Below are 15,726 nucleotides of genomic sequence, written 5' to 3'. Positions count from 1 at the left end.
GCTACCTCCTGTCCTCCGGCGTCCCGGTCACCTGGCTCATTTCGAGCCGGCCGTCGTCATGACGCTCCACCCGGTAGAAGTCGTGTCCGGTCGTCGTCAGCATTACCTCCTGGTAAGGCTCGGAGCCGAGGCGGTTCTTGAAGACCGCCAGGCTCAGGTAGTAGCCCTGCTCCTCCTCGACGCTCGGGCGGTAGCCAGCGTTGAGACGCTCCAGCATCTCGAACACGTCGAGGTTCACCAGCAGCTCAGCGGAGCTGCCCGTGGTTGCGTGATGCCTGAGCATGAGGCTTGCGGGCATGTGTTCGACGAACCTCGCCCGACTTGCCGCGTCGACCACGCTGAACGAGAACCGTTCGGCCGGGAACATCCGATAGCTGCGCACCGTACCCCGCTCGACCTGGCGTACCTGCAACGCGAGCTTGCCCTCCACCTGGCCCAGGTTGTTGAGCCCTTCACCTCGGTTGATCGCGTGCAATACGTCCGCGAGCGCGGCAACGAGGTCGGAACGGCCAGCGATCAGATTCATCATCCGCTCGGCGGAGCGGTAGGGCAGCATCTGGCGCCACCCCGGATCGCGGCGCTCGAAGTAGGCCCGCCGGCGGGCCATGGCCACATACTGCCGGTGAACCTCCCCGCGGCGTTCGGTCGCCTGCCCCGAGTAGTCGCGAGGCAGCTCTGCGAACAGACTCCGCAGCACGTCACGGTCATAGGCGCCGCGCAGATCGAACCGGAACAGCGTGCGATCGGCGGAGGGCGAGATGAAGTCCAAGCCGCGGTCCAGCCGGGGGTCGCTCGACACGCCCATGTCCACGTCTTTAAGCAGGTCGAGTAGGCGGTCACCGGTGGTCCGGTCGCCACCCAGCCAGCTGTTGAAGTAGAACCCCTGCAGGATTGCCTCCCGGTCGCCGGCCTGGTAGAGCTCGTGGATCTGCCCGCAGTCGCGGGTGCCCACCAACATGTAGGCCAGCGCAGACCGCATGTCCCGCAGCGTGATATGCAACTGGCCGCGCAGATGCGTCAGGGTGTACGCGGTCTTCAAGCGCTCGATGACCTTCGGCCCGGCCACCGGATCCTGGAAAGTACGAGCGTTGTGGTAGGCGTAGCAACGGTCGCGCAGGTCGCACCGCTGGCACGGCTCCCAGAACCCTTCGTGGGTGAGCCGCCGCAGGGTGCGCGCGAAGATTGACTCATCGCCATCTTGTTCGTCACCGTTGTAGCCGAGCGGATCGTGAACGACGCTGCGCAGGTTGAGGTTGATAACTGCCACCCCGTGCTCTGGTGCCCCGGTCACCAAGCCGTTGCGGACGACCTGATCCAGCAAGGGGAATCGCGCCGCGTTGGCGGCCAAGAAGTCGACCAGACGTCCCTCGTTGATCGCGATCAGGTGGGCCTCCCTGTCAGACCACGCCTCGGGATCGGAACCGGCGAACGGCGCGAAGAACTCAGTGAGCACGTCGTCGCTGCTTTGCTCGCCCTCGTCCTGGCTGCCGTCGTAGTTGGTCACAAACGTGCGCCCGCGTAGCGTGAACCGCCGACCGTTGGGCAGCGGCGCCGCGAAGCTGGCCTGCTGCTCGCGGGCCCGGTTCTCCAGTCGCTGCAGGAACGCCGTCTTGCCATCACCCGCATTCCCGGTGATCATCACCAAACGGAACTCACCCGCCAGCACGGCCGGCTCCAGTTCCCGGTCGAGCGCCGTTTCCACGTACGTCCGCTCGGCCAGCGTGTCCAGTCCCCGGGTACCGGCGTTGCTGTGCGCGCTCTGGCTGTAGAGTGTCAGCAGGCGCGAGACGTACGGGTTGGTGTTCGGCGGCAAGGCGTCTGTGTCGACAGGGCCGTGGATCGTTCCGGTCCGGTCGGGCTCCGGGCGTGACCGGACCGCCTGCTTGACTTTGCCGAAGGCTGACTGGAGTTCGGTTGCTGAGGCGAAGCGATCCGAACGCTTCGGTGCGATCGCCCTGAGCAGAACGTCCACAAAGGCCGGTGCGAGTTCCGCGAGCCCGGAGAACTCCCGTGGATCGGCTGCTGGGACACCGGGCGGAGGAGCTGCAGCTTCCCAAGGGTAGCGGCCAGTAATCGCCTCATAGAGGGTGACGCCCAGCGCAAAGAGGTCGCGGTCTGCGAGATCGCCGGGTTGCGGGTAGGCAGTGCGGTCGAGGTCGGGAGGAAGGTAGCGGTCTGACCCGCCGCCATGTCCGTTGTCCACGTTGCGTAGGACGGAGACGTTGAAGTCGATAATGCGTACCCCGTTGCCGGTCCACAGCAGGTTGCGGGGCTTGATGTCGCAGTGGTAGGCGCCATGCCGGTGTAGGTGGACCAGACCATCGGTCACCTGCTTGGCCAGATCGAGCGCGTCGTCGGGTGAGAACAGCTTCTGGTTGATCATCTCGCTGATGTCCAACCCGTCGATGTACTCGAAGACGATGAATGGCGGGGGAAAACCGGAGTCCGAGAACTGCGCGTCGTAGACCCGCACCACGTTGGGGTGTTCGGGCACCCGCAGCAGGGTCCGGTACTCCTTCTTCAGCCGTTCCAGCGTCGAGTGCCGATCCTTCAGGATCACCTTGACCGCCCGGGGCACGTCACCCAAGGTGTCGATGACCTTATAGACGACGCCGAATGACCCGGCGCCGATCCGCTTCTCCACCAGGTACTTCGACGTCAGCATCGTGCCGGGTACCAGCCGCCCGTAGTCGACCATCGACGCAGCCTCGGTCTCGGCGGGGGTCGCCAACGGCTCCCCGCCAAAGTCGTCGCTGTTCCGGGCGGCAAGGAGCCCTCGCAGATCCTCGTTCGCCTGCGCCGCGGATGGTCGCTGATCCGGGTCGAAGCTGCACAGCTTTTGCAGCCAGTTGTCGATCGCGGTCGGTACTTCGCTACGGAGGTCGGACGGCTTGGCGGGAAAGACACCACCCTGGTCGTATACGTCGGTTGGGCTGCTGAACGGCTTCTCGCCGGTGAACAGCTCGTATAGCACCAGGCCAGCGCTGTATACGTCCGACGCGGGGCTGGCATTGGCCGGTTCCCGAAACGTCTCTGGCGCCTGGTAGAGCGGCTCCAAGTCATCAACGATGGCTTGGGCAATGGTCTTCGACCGGTCCACCCCGGCGCGGGCGAACTCGAACCCAATGACATGCAGGTGCCCACTCGCGCCCAGCAGCAGCGTGCCCGGGGTGATGTTGCGGTGCACGACCTGGTGCCGGTGCGCGTGCGCCAGGGCGTCCAGCAATTCGCCGGTGACCGCGAGCTTTTGGTCGAGAGTCAGCGCGAGGTTCGGCCGGTCGATGTGTAGCCGCAACGCCTGTCCGGCAACATCCTCGGTGACGAGCACATAGCGGTCCTCGCCCTCGGTGGCAAAGAAGTCCCGTACACCGATGATGGCCGGATGGCCAGGCATGTGGTTCAGTGCCTTGTAGGCGTTGGCGATCCGGGTCCGCTGCCCGGCCCGCTCCTCCTTGGGCAGGTAAGGATCGGTGACGTACACCCGCAGTAGCACGTGACCGGATTTTGCACCGGCGTAGCTGTTGAAGGCGCGATACTCGGTGTAGGCGTCCGTGCCGCCCAGCCGTTCCTCCACCTCCCAACTGTTGAAACGCAGTGGCCCGGTGCGGGCGTGGGCCGCTCCCTGCACCGCCCGGCGGACCATGGCCTGCACGCCTGCGATGTTCTTGCTGAATTTGGCCGGAATGCGGGCGGTGTTCTGGAAGAACGACACCGACTTCGCAAGCGTCGTGACACTTGGCGCGTCCCGCCCGCCCGGATCCTGGATGACCGCGTCCGGTGCCGCCAGGATGACGACGGAATCAACATAGACACCGTCGAGATCACGCCGGTTCGGCTGGCTCGCCGTAATGAGGCCCTTAAGGGTACGCGCGTGCCCGCGCAGCTTGACCAGCGGTGAGGCAAACGGCTGTCGGCGCTCTGGGTACCACTTCGGCCCGTAGACCTCAATCAGGCCTCGGGTGCCCTTGATATCGACCAGGTACACCGCATGCGGTGCGATCACCGCCAGGTCAACCTCGAAGACCTCGCCGTTCCGGTGAATCTCGAAATTGTGCATCAGCGTGTAGCTGCTCGGCAGATGATCCCGGAGATACGCGATGGCCCGGCGTTCAGCCTCGTTGACCGGCATGCCAACCGCGATCACCGTCGCAGCCATTAACTCGCCGCCTCGATAGCATCCTCAACCAGCATGCGTGCCCGGCTCTCATCGACACATGCTTGGTCGCGTAGCTCCTGCGCTCGAATGACGTCGTCTCCAATCGTGCGTCTCTCAGCGGCCGGTGGCCAAGGTATACGGATGTTGCGCACACGACTCTCGTCGATATGAGGGATGCTAGATCCCGCGCTTTCTCGCGAAATCAGCAGCACTCCTTCGGACGTCGACAACACGGCAGAGATATATCCGGAATCACTTGCCTCGTGCGGCGTGAGTCGGATCATGTTGTTCGATATAGCGAACCCGTCGAGGTAACTGCCGACGAGCACCGATCGTCCTATGAGCCCGCCAATTTGGCCGGCCTCCTGAATCAGGATGTCACCTTGCGAGACGACCAAGTCGAATTGCTCAGCGACTGACCGCATCAGGTACCGATCCGACGTCGGCGCAAGTTGGAATACGTCGTTACCAGTGAGGTACGGAATGCCGTACTCGGGATCGGCGTAGCGGCGCTTGAAGATTCCCGGGATAAATACCCTGGCGACGTCGCCCAGCTTCCGGTGTTCCGCTACTGCGGCACCATCGAAGGCCCGCCGAGCAGCGATGCACGGCGCGCTGAAGTAGAACGCGTCAAGCCGGGGTTGGAGCCGCGACGAGTGAACTGATGTCCACAGGGAGGGACTTGGCCCGGCGTGCACCGGCAACATTCCCCGGACTCGCTGCCTGGCTTTTTCCAGCAGCCCTACGGCCTTACTCCGAGCCGCAGCCGCGCCTTGAACAAGGGCATGTACCTGTTCTTCAACTTGTGGACCGAGGCGCGGCACAGGCAAGCGCGCAATGTTCTCCGCCTCAATGTGAACAATGATCGATCCGAACGTCCCACTAACCACGAGTGGTACCCCGAACCTAGACGAGAGGAACGCATAAAGGTAACCCGGCGGAACTCGAGAACTGTCCGGCACCACCTTCAGTACGTCCTGTGACATGGCCATATCGGCCATGTCCTGTCTGCAGTATGCCATCCGACCAATACTGCCGGATCGCGTTATCAGGGTGCTGCCGGCCGGGCACCTGAAGAGTGGATTAGCCTCAGCCTGTTCCCTGGAGATCAGCGGCTGACTCGATAGATCGGCCTTAAGGATGTCGGAACTCCGCAGGAACGGAACGCCATAATCTCGCCCATCGACCCAGCGCAGCTTGTCCATTCCTACGTGGTACATCCCGGTGGCTCCACCGGTAGTCAGATCGATAAGATCTTCCTTTTGGAGAGACGAAGCCTCCAGCCGCTTCTTGGCTTCGATTCCGCCGCGTGTAAACGGGCCACAGTCTAGCCTGTGCTCCTCTTCCGCGATCCATGAAAACGGAATGCGCTTGACAATCATTCGCCAGGCTCCAGGGAGTCGCGACGGAAGGCCAAATAGGCGGTAGCAATCTCGGGGAGATCATTGTTAATGACCTTCTCTTTTCGTTTGAGCACTCGAACGACTGACTGGCCGCCGATGCGCACTCGCTCCCGATGCTCTACCTCTTCGACAATCTCTTCTCCATCGGCCCGTCGTTTGTAAAGTGTGTTGCCTCGCCTATCAAACCCGACTTTCTCTGCCACCGCCATGAATACTGGATAATCGCGGGATTCGCCCAAGTCCGCGGCCTTCAGTTCCTCGCTCGTCTTCTTCTTCAAGAAGACGAGACTGGTTAGGATGTTCACGTTGGCCTCGACTATGAATACCTCGACCGGCAAATCAACGCTCGCTAGCAGCCAGCAGCGACGCAACAGCCACCACCTAATGTATTCTTGAGCGGGATTGCCTAGAATTCCATCGGGCAGGACTATCCCCATTCGGCCGCCTGGCTTCAGCCAGTGGTAGCAACGCTCGATAAAGAGTACCTCGGGAGCGACGCTGCTCTGCAGGCGTCCAGTGTTTCGGAACCCGCCGTCCTCCGTGCGCTCCCAGACGTAGGCAAGGTCAAACGCCTTCAACATGTTTGCGTCTGTGATAGGAATGTCCGAACCGAATGGCGGATTTGTCATCACGACGTCCATTGACTCGAGTCGCGCATCTTTGCGAGCTGCGGCGACGCCCGGTAGGTGGCCGGCCGGGAACTCGAGCGAGTTCATGTGGAACAGTCGTGCCTCCGACTCGCTGGCCATAACTACGTTCATCTGGGCTGCGCGCACCAGAAACGGGTCGAAGTCCGCGCCGAACAGGTTCGCGCGTGCGAAGCTCGCCAGGCGGTCCCGGATGGATAGGAAGTCCGCAGTCGACTCGTCGCCAGCCGTGACTTCCTTCTCATCGTGGAGGCGCTGATCCAGTCGCTTGAGAGTGGAAACAAGAAAGCCGCCGGTACCGCAGGCCGGGTCGAGGACCCGCTCGTTCTCCTTTGGATCGAGCATTTCGACCATCAGGTCGACCACACCTCGGGGCGTGAAGTACTGGCCGCGGTCGCCTCGCAGGTTCGTCCCCACCAATTCCTGGTAGGCTGCACCTTTCACGTCCAAGCCTGTGCGGCGGAAGTCGTACTTGGCTAGCTCGGCGACAATGAAGGCGAGAGCCCGGTCCGAAAGTTCGATCCGTTCGTCGCCCTGGAAGATGGTGCCCGCGTAGTCCTTCTTCGCCTCCTCGAAGAGCGGCTCGATCCGGGCGCGGATTGCCTTTTGTCCTTCCCGGTCGAATTGCTCGTCGACGAGCTGGCGCCGGCCGTTAACCGTCTTCTCGAACATGCCGGCCCAGAACCGCGGCGGTTCATCGCGCCGGCGCCGCTCGTCGTGCAGCTTGGCAAAAATCAGATACAGGAACTGTCGGAAAGCGATGTCCTTCGACATGCCCTCGTTGCCGTGGATGTAGTTGTGGCAGCGGCGGAAGGCGGTGAGCAGCATCTCTCGGTCGGCCCTGCGGAGCTGGGCGTTCGAGGCAACCGTTCGCGAGCCCAGGGTGTCGTCACCGAGCGGCCAGTCGCCCAATGGTTGAAACTTCAAATCGAAGCGGGTGACCTGCTTCTCAAAGAAGAAGAACTCCAGGCCGTTGGTCCACAGCCCGTACTGACAGTCCTTCGCCTCGGTCATCACCGAGTACAGCGGGTCGAACTCCTTTTTCGCCTGTTCGTGGTCGCGCATCTTGTACGCGCTCTTGGTACCCCTCGCGGGCTCCTTCTCGCACATGACTACGCGACGTAGGTTTTCCACTGTGTGGCCCATGCCCGCGTTGAAGATCGCGATGTCGATCTTCCTCAGCCGCCCGTCAACCCGAATTTTGTAGTCGGGCACCATGTCGTCCACGGAAATGCCGTATTCGTGGAGCAGCGCTCGGGCGATCCGCTGACGCACCTGCTCCTTCGGGGTGTCCTTCACCGGCTTGGCGGTGATGTAGTCCAGCAAAATGCCCTCTTCGAGCGAGGTGACCTCATCGTCGCCGGACCGATCGACGTCCTTGACCCCGAGGTCGTCACTCATGAGCGTGCCCTTCTATTAAGTCTTCGTCCGACGCGCTCGCCGCGCCTCCGGCGCGGACCCAGCCATCGACGTCTTCGCGCTTGAACTTCCAAAACCGACCGACCTTGTAGCCTGGCATGCCCTTGTTCGCAACCCAGGCATACACGGTGTCCTTGCTTACGCCGAGGTACTCGGCCACCTCGTCCACCGATAGCCAACGATCAACCACTGCACACGCCCCCTGCGGTTCAGCGTGCGAGCGTACACGCGAAGTCATGTCTAGCATCCGCGACACCCTGGATCAACGGGACGAAGGGCTGCTTTATCCTGACCAGGACGGAGCAAGCAGGCGCAGATGAGGTCTGCGAGGAGGTGGACCCGTTTGAACCGGCTCCAACCTCCACGGCCCTTGCTCCACGGCTGCGCGGCCAGTGCGGGGTGGGTTCAGCCGCAGGCGCTCGCGCCGACGAAACCGTCAGCCCATAGGTGCTCGTCGGGTGCTCGGTTGCCGCGGACGGGCCGAGGTTAGCTGGACTCACGGGGACGCCGTCTCGACGAGATTGGGTAATAATCGCGAACACATGGAATCCAGGGCGCGCCGCTGGACCGAACGACCCGTCCAAGACCAATCTCTTAATCCGCGGGTTCGGGGTTCGAGTCCCTGGCGGCGCACAAAACAAGGCCCCGACCAGCAAGAATCTGGTCGGGGCCTTGATGCTTGTCTATGTAGTGTTGAACCTGCCCCCGAAAACCCTCAGTAACGGCTGGGGCGATCAGGTGTCGGAGAAGACGCACGACTTCCTAAAAGCCCTGGCGAGTCCCGCCCGCCAACGCATCAGGCTCCTGTTCTCCCAGGGCGCGGAACTATCGGTCAGCGAGGTCGCCGAGCAGGCCGGCATCGGACAATCCACCGTATCGGAGCAGCTGACCCTGCTGCGGCGCGGCGGCATTGTCACCTCCCGCCGCGAAGGCAAAATCGTGCTCTACCGCCGACCGTGACGGCGGCCTGGGTGCCCTGGACGACCTGAGGGTCTACCTACTCACATGCTGCTGAGGCAAGACTGAGCGGTGCTCTCCAGCGAGTCGACCCTGACCGGCGGTAACCGCAACGACGTCACCCAGCTGATCCCACTCCTCCAAGCCGTGCCGTCGGCCCGGGGCACCACTGTGGACCAGTACCCCCACCACCGTGCGTCTCGACGACCTGGACGTCATCTGCGCGGTGCTGCGATGCAGCCCGGCGGACCTGCTGATCTGCGAGCCGGAGAAGGTCGCCGCGCGAAAGCCCACGAAGGCGGCGCCGGCGCTACCCGCCGCGGCCGTCGGAGCTGTCGTCACGCCGCAGCGGAGGCGACGTCGCTCCGCACCACCGGCATGAGACCACCCAAGCCGTGCCCGGTCTGCCGCACGCGCCCTGTCGCGTTTACCGACCCGCGCGTCGACTTCTGCTACCAGTGCCTGCCCGGCGGGCCGTTCACCCCACCACCGTGTCGTGTCTGCGCCGCCCTCGACGACTACTACTCGGCGGGCTTGTGCCAACGCTGCCACCCCGCCGCCCCGCAGCACGTCACCTCCTGCAAGCACTGCCTGGGCTGGGGCGTGACCCGCCACACCAAGTACATGTGCTGGGGCTGTGTCAGCTGGCGCACCAAGAACGACTACGGCACCTGCCTGTCCTGCCGCCGTCACGTCCCTGTGGACGACCGCGACATCTGCCGGCTGTGCTGGCGACAAGCCGCCATGATCCGGTGGAGCCGCAACGGCCTGACCATCCTTGAGGCGAACGAGGCCGGCCAGCAGCTGTTCATCGCCAACTTGTTCGGCGAACCCCTGCAGGCGCGAGGCCGGGCGGCCCGCACGGCGACGGCCGCGCCGCCACGACCCCGCAGCCGTACACGCCATCCGGCCCGTCAACCACGAGCAGCTCGTCCTGCTCGACGTGCGGCGCCACCTGCGCCCCGGCATCGCCCTGCCCCCGCCACCCGACCCCCACACCGCGCAGATGCTCGCCGAACTGCTGGCAGAGCACGCCACCCTGCATGGTTGGAGCGCCAGTACTCTCGGCAAGGCCCGCAGCGGCCTGCACGCGGTACTCGGCCTGCAAGACACTCCCGGTGCCCGCATCAAGGCCAGTCTCCTGCGTGACCTCGGGCCCCTGAACAGGGCCACCGGACAGCTGCGGGAGTTCCTGGGCGGCCTCGACCTGCTCGACGACGACCTGACACCCGCCCTGCAGAACTGGTTCACCGGCAAGGTCGCCGACCTTCCCGCGCCCATGCGCGCCGAGCTGCGGGTCTGGTTCGACGTCATGTTCTACGGTCACAAGACCAACGCGCCCCGAAGCCGCGCCCGTACCCAGAGCACCATCCGAGCGCGGCTCAACACCGTCCTGCCCACCCTGCACGCCTGGGCCGCAGCCGGGCACGAATCGCTGCGCGAGATCACCCGCACCCTCGTCCTGGACGCCATCCGCGCCGCCGACGAAGGCCACCCCCGCTACCTGCTCGGCTCCTGTCTCCGCTCGATCTTCTCGACCCTAAAGGGCACAAGGTCGTCTTCCGCGACCCCACCGCGCGCATCAAGCTCGGCGCACCGCACACCCGCGTTCCCGAACCCGCCGAATTCGACGTCATCCGCGAGGCCCTCAACTCCGCCGAACCCGCCCGCGCGGCTCTCGCCGCACTGCTGGCGTTCCATGCCCTGACCCCAGGCCAACTGCGCGGACTCCACCTCACCGACATCCGCGACCAGCGACTGCACCTCGACAGCCGCGTCATCCCGCTCGCCCCACCTGTGCTGACCCGGCTGTCCGCCTACCTCGACCACCGCGCCGCCACCTGGCCACACACCGCCAACCCGCACCTGTTTATCCACATGCGTACCGCGCTGGGCCTCAAACCAGTCGGCGGACGCTGGCTCGGCTTGCAACTCGGGACAGCCGCCCGCGGCATCCGCGCCGACCGCATCCTCGACGAAGTCCTCGCCACCGACGGCGACGTCAAACGCATCTGCGTACTGTTCGGCCTCAGCCCCGCCGGCGCGGCTATCTACACCGCCGCGCTCAGCCACCCCGAACTCGACTAGCCGAGTGACACTGGCGAACGACGGACACACCGCTAGCCAAGGACCTCCATGCCGGATGCCAGCCACCCCGACCACCGCCAGCGATGGACCGACCGAGCCCGGAGAGTGGCCACACTCGCGGAGCAGGACGCCCGCTCCCGGGGCCAAGAGCACGTCATCCCCAAGAACTACCTGCTTGCGCTGCTGGAAGAAGGCGAAGGCTTTGGCTGGGACCTGATGCGGTTGATCGGCATTCCACTCGATCAACTCCGCGAGGAACTGAACCGGGAACCCGGGCATCCAGGCGAACCGACCAACCCCGCACCCGCCGCCACATCGCACCTCACGCACATGCTCCAGGTGGCGCATGCCGAAAGCACCGCCATGGGCGCCGAACACCTTGGGACAGAACACATCCTGCTCGGTCTGGCCGCTGACGGCTCCGGCGCCGGTCAAGTACTCGCCCGCTGGCACGCCACACCAGACCGCATCCGCGCTGAAATACACGGAATCCTGACCCTGACCTCGCACGAGTGCCCGCCGCCTCGGGAACAGCCCGTGGAACCGCCCATCGCTGTTCCGAACGACATACACGAGCTCGGCGAACTGATCGACCGGCTGCGCAAGGAAAAGGAAATCGCCGTCGACAATCAGGACTTCGAGGCAGCTGCCGAGATACGCGGTGCTGAGAAGGACCTCCTCGCGCAACGCGCCGACCGCATCCGAGAATGGTCGAGCCAGATCGACATCCTGGCGCTGGTCCAGGAACTCGTCACGCTTCGGCACCAGATCGCCCGACTCCACCAGCTCGCGGCCACACAGGGCATCGCCCTGCCGGCCGAGGTGCACGACGTCAGACCGGGAACTGAAGCACCAAGCTAAGCTCGCCATACGTTTCACCTCCTTCAGTTGATTGCCGCCAGTGCTTCAGTAATCGCGAACCCACGAACCTCGGGCACGAAGCGCTCGACGGGTCGTACGACGGTGGCGCGGACAGTCCACCGCACGCCAGGTACCACGGTCGCGGCGGTGCCGGTGATCTCGGTGCGGACGCGTCGCGGAAGGCGGCCCGGTGCTTGGCAGCCTCCGATCGTACCGACAGTTCAGAGACGAGGAACCCGGCCGCGCCGAGCAGTAGCGACGCGGCGGCGGGCATGGTCACGCCGGTACCCACCCCGGCGATGGCGAGCAACGTCGCGGCGGCGGGAGGCAGCAGGAGTCCGAACACCGTGGCGGTCGCCTGCTCGGCGAGGTGTACGTCGACCGGCTTGTCAACGGTGGCGAGGTCACGGCGGGTGCTGGGCAGGGGAAGGCCCGCCTGGCGCAGCCACCGCACGGCCGGGCGGCCCCACCGCCCGGTCCACCCCAGAGACCGGACCTCGGCGGCATCGACGGCGCGGTCGAGCCTGTATGGTGCGTCCAGGGTCTTGTCCAGCCGAGGCGGGCGCGGGAACCAGCCCACCACCAGCAGCCACAGCCCCACTCCGGTGCCGAGCCCGGCCAGCAACACCAGCCCGGTCATGTCGACACCACCTCAGACTCAGCCGGGGCGGCGACCCCCGCCAATATCCGCGCTGTATCGCGGTCGCGCATCAGCCGGCCGAGCCAGACAAACGCGGCGGCGAAGCAGCCCACCAGGACGCAGCCGGGAGCCCAGGGGTCGCACCCCGATCGTGCGGGTCAACGGCCGCCGGTTACGGGTGAACGTCATGACGGCCATCGCCTTTCGTGGTGCCCTGTGGTTCACCGTCTTCACTGGCCGGTTCACCGCGAAGGTCCTCATCGGCTTCCCGGGGCGACTCGCCCGCCTTTTCCGTGGACACCACTCAGGTGGTCCTGGAACGCGCCGCCAGGTGTAGCCATCCGTACGGCCAGCAGGTGGTAACTGGTGTCGTCCGCGCCAAACAGCCGGTCCGCTGTCCACTCGCGGCTTGGCAGTTCCAGCCAGTCGAACTGCGCGCACTCAAGAACCCATATTGGTCGGTATGCCGATTCGGACGCGGAGTCGGGAGGCGCGTTGTGCGCAACTGGCAGCTCTGTGCGAGTCGGCCCGACGAGCATGTAGCTGGGCAAGGACGTCGAGCGTGCGTGCCGTCCAGAACGGGGAGTCGATCTGCTCCCAGAGACCCATCGCTTCGCGTACGTGGGTCAGGGACTGATCGAGCCGGCCGGCGCGCAAGTCGAGAACCCCCAGGCTGCGGAGGGTGATGGCCTGGCCGAAGATCTGGCGCGCACCCTGGTACTGCGCAAGGCACTCGTGGAGCGTCTCGGCCGCCAGCCGCTGGTCACCGCGCAACGCAGCGACGTAGCCCAACCACTGGCGACCGTGGTTCCTGCTGAGTTGGTCACCGATGTCGGCACAGACCTCCATGGAGGTCCGGAAATGTTCCTCGGCGCGCGTCAGATCGCCAGCTGCCAGTTCGGTGAGGCCGAGGCATCGCTGTGCGGCCGCGATGCCGGGAGTGAAGTTGGACCGGTCTGCCATTGCGAGGGCGCCCTGCAGGTGACGGCGTGCGACGGCGTGGTTGCCGTGTTCCAGGTGGATCGCACTGATCTGGACCTTGGCGTAGGCCACCGCGGCCCAGCGTTCGTCCGTGCCGGCGAGCCGAGCGCTGAGCCTCAGATGGCGGAGTGCGTCGTCGTAATGACCTTGCAGGCGGTACACGTATCCGAGGCCTGACTGTGCGGCTGCTTCGCCGACCCGGTCACCGGTGCCGCGAAAGGCGGCGAGGGCAGTGTCGAAGTACTCGATGGCGGTGGGGTAGCGGTCCGCAACGGTGTGCAGCTCGCCGAGTTGGCGTAGGACGGCACCGACGCCGGGTACGTCGTCGGCCTGTGCGGCCCGCAGGGCCGCCTCGTGGCTGCGCCGCCAGTCGTCCAGATGGCCACCCGCCTCGAAGTGCGGGCCCAGTGAGACCGCCAGCCGAACCGTCTCCTCGGTCAGCCCTGCCGCGCCGGCGCGTTCTATGAGGTCCACCACCGTCGAGCGTTCCGCTTCCAGCCAGGCGTGGGGATCGGCGAGGATCGCGTTGACGCTGCGTTCGGACAGGTGCGGTGGCGGTCCGGCATGACCGGCTGGCGGCTCGATGCTCATCGAAGATCGTTGCTTGATTGTATGGATCAGTGCCAGGTAGTTGACGCACAACCGTCGCAGTGCTGCGCGATGCTCTTCCGCTGAGACAGGGGTACGGCTCTTCTCGTAGCGGTCCCGACCGTAGACGGCGATGAGTTCGGGCAGCCGGTAGCGGGCGGGTTCGGAGACCCCTACCGGCCGCGCGGAGAGCAGGTTGCGCTCGAGGAGGTAGTCGAGGGCTTCGTACGATGCCTCCTCGGGGAGGTCGAGCATCGGGCCGAGGGTCCATTCCGGCAGGTCGGCGATGTCGAGCATCGCGAGATGGTGCAGGGCTCGCGTCGCCCGGCTGTCGCAGTCCACCTCGCTGAGCCGGATCGCCTCCCGCAGGTTCAGGTCACCGGCGATGAGCTGATCCAGCCGCTGGCCGACCGGGCGAAGTGTGGTGGCGAAGCGGGCGAGTGTCTGCTCCGGATGCATCGCCAGGCGGGCCCCTGCGATGCGCAGGGCCAGGGGAAGGAACCCGCACAGGAGGGCGATGTCGACCGCGGCCTCCGGCTCGGCACCTACCCGCTCCTCGCCGATGATCCTGGCAAGCATTTCGACAGCGGTCGCATCGGTAAGCTCAGTGAGGCGCTGTCGGTGAACGGCTTCCACTCCGGTCAGGTAGGACCGGCTGGTGATCAGCGCGGCGCTACCCGGTGTGCCGGGGAGAAGTAGTCGCACCTGCTGCTCGTTGCTCGCGTTGTCCAGCAGGAGCAGGATGCGTCGGTCGGCCAGGGCGGCACGCCAGAGGGCGGCTCGCTGGGCAGCTCCCTCAGGAAGGTGCGCGGGCGGGTAGCCCACCCCGCTGAGCAGGCCGGCGAGCAGGTCGCTGAGGTGTTCGGGCCCGCTTGCTGTGGCGCCCAGGTCGATATAGAACTGTCCATCGTGGTACTCCGGTCGCAACCGGTGGGCGACCTGGATGGCGAGGGCACTCTTTCCCACGCCGGGCTGACCCGTGATGACCACGACAGCCGGACCATCCTGCGTAGTGCATCCCGTCAGCAGTTGGAGCACGCCCTGCGTCTCTGCGTCGCGTCCGACGAGATCGGGCACGGCCCGGGGAAGCTGGCACGGCGGTCGGCCTGCCGGCTCCTCCCCGTGGGCTGGAAGAACGTGGAGACTCTGTCGACCGGGTAGCCCGTTCGACAGGATCTCCGCGTGTAGGGCCTGCATCGCGCTACCTGGCTCCACCCCCAGTTCGTCGATCAGGATCCGACGGCCGGCGACATACTCGGCCAGTGCGTCGGCGCGCCGCCCGTCCCGGGCGAGCGCGAGCATGAGCTGGCTGCGTAGCCGCTCTCGTAGTGGCTGTTCGAGGACTGCCAGGCGCAGCTCGCCGATGATCTCTGTGTGGTGCCCCAGGGCCAGTTGCGCGTCGGCCCACTCCTCCCAGGTGGCGAGCCGTAGCTCTTCCAGGCGGAGGGAGGCTGCCTGGATCGCCGCTGAGTGCGGCACGTCGGCGAAGGCGGGCCCGCGCCACATTGCCAGCGCATCGTGCAGGAACCCAGCGGCGGTATCCGGCAAGCCGGCGTGGAGTGCCTGCCGTCCCTGGAGTGCCAGCCGCTCGAACAGAACGGCGTCCATCTCATCTGCGTCGAGTCGGAGGCGGTATCCAGCCGGCTGCGTGACCAGGGATCTGCCGTCGGCGTCGCCCAGCGCACGGCGGAGCTTGCTCACGTAGACCTGGATCAGTTTGCCGCCGGACCTGGGCGACTGCTCTCCGTACAGCTCGTAGAGAAGTCGGTCGACCGAGACCGTCCGGTCGGCGTTGGCCAGGAGAACAGCGAGGAGGGCTCGCCACCGGCCAGCCAGTGGTGTCCGGGCGTTATGAGCCCAGACCTCCAGAGGGCCTAACACGTGATAGCGCATCGCTACCGATCCCCGTCATCGGCGCACATCTGGCACATCATGACGCCAGTCGATATTTACCGCAAGTTTGGTCTCCTTTACCGGACCTTCACC

General features: G+C 65.4%; 10 protein-coding genes and 1 pseudogene. 5 read left to right on the top strand and 6 right to left on the bottom strand.

All coding sequences use genetic code 11. From position 1 onward, the window contains the following. Window position 1: 1 nt before the first annotated feature. The 4 genes from mads6 to mads1 are packed head-to-tail and all read right to left on the bottom strand — an operon-like array spanning window position 2 to window position 7,863. Window positions 2-4,156 carry a methylation-associated defense system protein kinase MAD6 gene (gene mads6, locus FHR38_RS07190; RefSeq protein WP_184533926.1) on the bottom strand — a complete coding sequence of 1,385 codons (4,155 nt, stop codon included), beginning with the start codon at window positions 4,154-4,156 and terminating at the stop codon, window positions 2-4. Beyond that, window positions 4,156-5,538, bottom strand: a complete 1,383-nt coding sequence (gene mads5, locus FHR38_RS07185; protein WP_184533924.1) for a methylation-associated defense system restriction endonuclease subunit S MAD5 — start codon at window positions 5,536-5,538, stop codon at window positions 4,156-4,158. The genes mads6 and mads5 overlap by 1 nt, the downstream gene beginning before the upstream one ends. Beyond that, a complete protein-coding gene (gene mads2 / locus FHR38_RS07180) occupies window positions 5,535-7,607 on the bottom strand; it encodes a methylation-associated defense system DNA methyltransferase MAD2 (protein WP_184533922.1) in 2,073 nt (690 codons plus the stop codon). The genes mads5 and mads2 overlap by 4 nt, the downstream gene beginning before the upstream one ends. Then, window positions 7,600-7,863, bottom strand: a complete 264-nt coding sequence (gene mads1 / locus FHR38_RS07175; RefSeq protein WP_184533920.1) for a methylation-associated defense system helix-turn-helix domain-containing protein MAD1 — start codon at window positions 7,861-7,863, stop codon at window positions 7,600-7,602. The genes mads2 and mads1 overlap by 8 nt, the downstream gene beginning before the upstream one ends. A gap of 437 nt (window positions 7,864-8,300) precedes the next feature. On the opposite strand from mads1, the gene FHR38_RS07170 reads away from it, so the two are divergent. The 5 genes from FHR38_RS07170 to FHR38_RS07155 all read left to right on the top strand — a co-directional run bounded on the left by FHR38_RS07170 (window position 8,301) and on the right by FHR38_RS07155 (window position 11,531). Then, window positions 8,301-8,585 (top strand): ArsR/SmtB family transcription factor, encoded by a 285-nt coding sequence (locus FHR38_RS07170; protein WP_221449489.1) that lies wholly within the window; start codon window positions 8,301-8,303, stop codon window positions 8,583-8,585. 166 nt (window positions 8,586-8,751) lie between these two features. Further along, window positions 8,752-8,964, top strand: coding sequence for a helix-turn-helix domain-containing protein (locus FHR38_RS07165; RefSeq protein WP_221449488.1), 213 nt, complete (start codon window positions 8,752-8,754; stop codon window positions 8,962-8,964). A 561-nt stretch (window positions 8,965-9,525) separates the two neighbouring features. Continuing rightward, entirely contained in the window at window positions 9,526-10,290 is a 765-nt protein-coding gene (locus tag FHR38_RS32055; RefSeq protein WP_246446357.1) for a hypothetical protein, read from the top strand. Between the two features lie 89 nt (window positions 10,291-10,379). Continuing rightward, window positions 10,380-10,670, top strand: coding sequence for a hypothetical protein (locus FHR38_RS32050; protein ID WP_246446355.1), 291 nt, complete (start codon window positions 10,380-10,382; stop codon window positions 10,668-10,670). Between the two features lie 48 nt (window positions 10,671-10,718). After that, complete coding sequence (locus FHR38_RS07155) at window positions 10,719-11,531, top strand: UvrB/UvrC motif-containing protein (RefSeq protein WP_184533918.1); 813 nt, start codon at window positions 10,719-10,721, stop codon at window positions 11,529-11,531. Between the two features lie 169 nt (window positions 11,532-11,700). Here the strand turns inward: FHR38_RS07155 and FHR38_RS07150 are convergent. Then, window positions 11,701-12,171 (bottom strand): annotated as a pseudogene (locus FHR38_RS07150) (type II secretion system F family protein); the annotation flags it as partial. Window positions 12,172-12,612: 441 nt separating this feature from the next. Continuing rightward, complete coding sequence (locus tag FHR38_RS07145; protein ID WP_184533917.1) at window positions 12,613-15,621, bottom strand: AfsR/SARP family transcriptional regulator; 3,009 nt, start codon at window positions 15,619-15,621, stop codon at window positions 12,613-12,615. Window positions 15,622-15,726 lie beyond the last annotated feature (105 nt).

It is taken from the genome of Micromonospora polyrhachis, assembly GCF_014203835.1.
Lineage (GTDB): Bacteria > Actinomycetota > Actinomycetes > Mycobacteriales > Micromonosporaceae > Micromonospora_H > Micromonospora_H polyrhachis.
The sequence above is the reverse complement of the archived record's forward strand: the minus strand, read 5'-3'. Positions and strand labels throughout refer to the sequence as shown.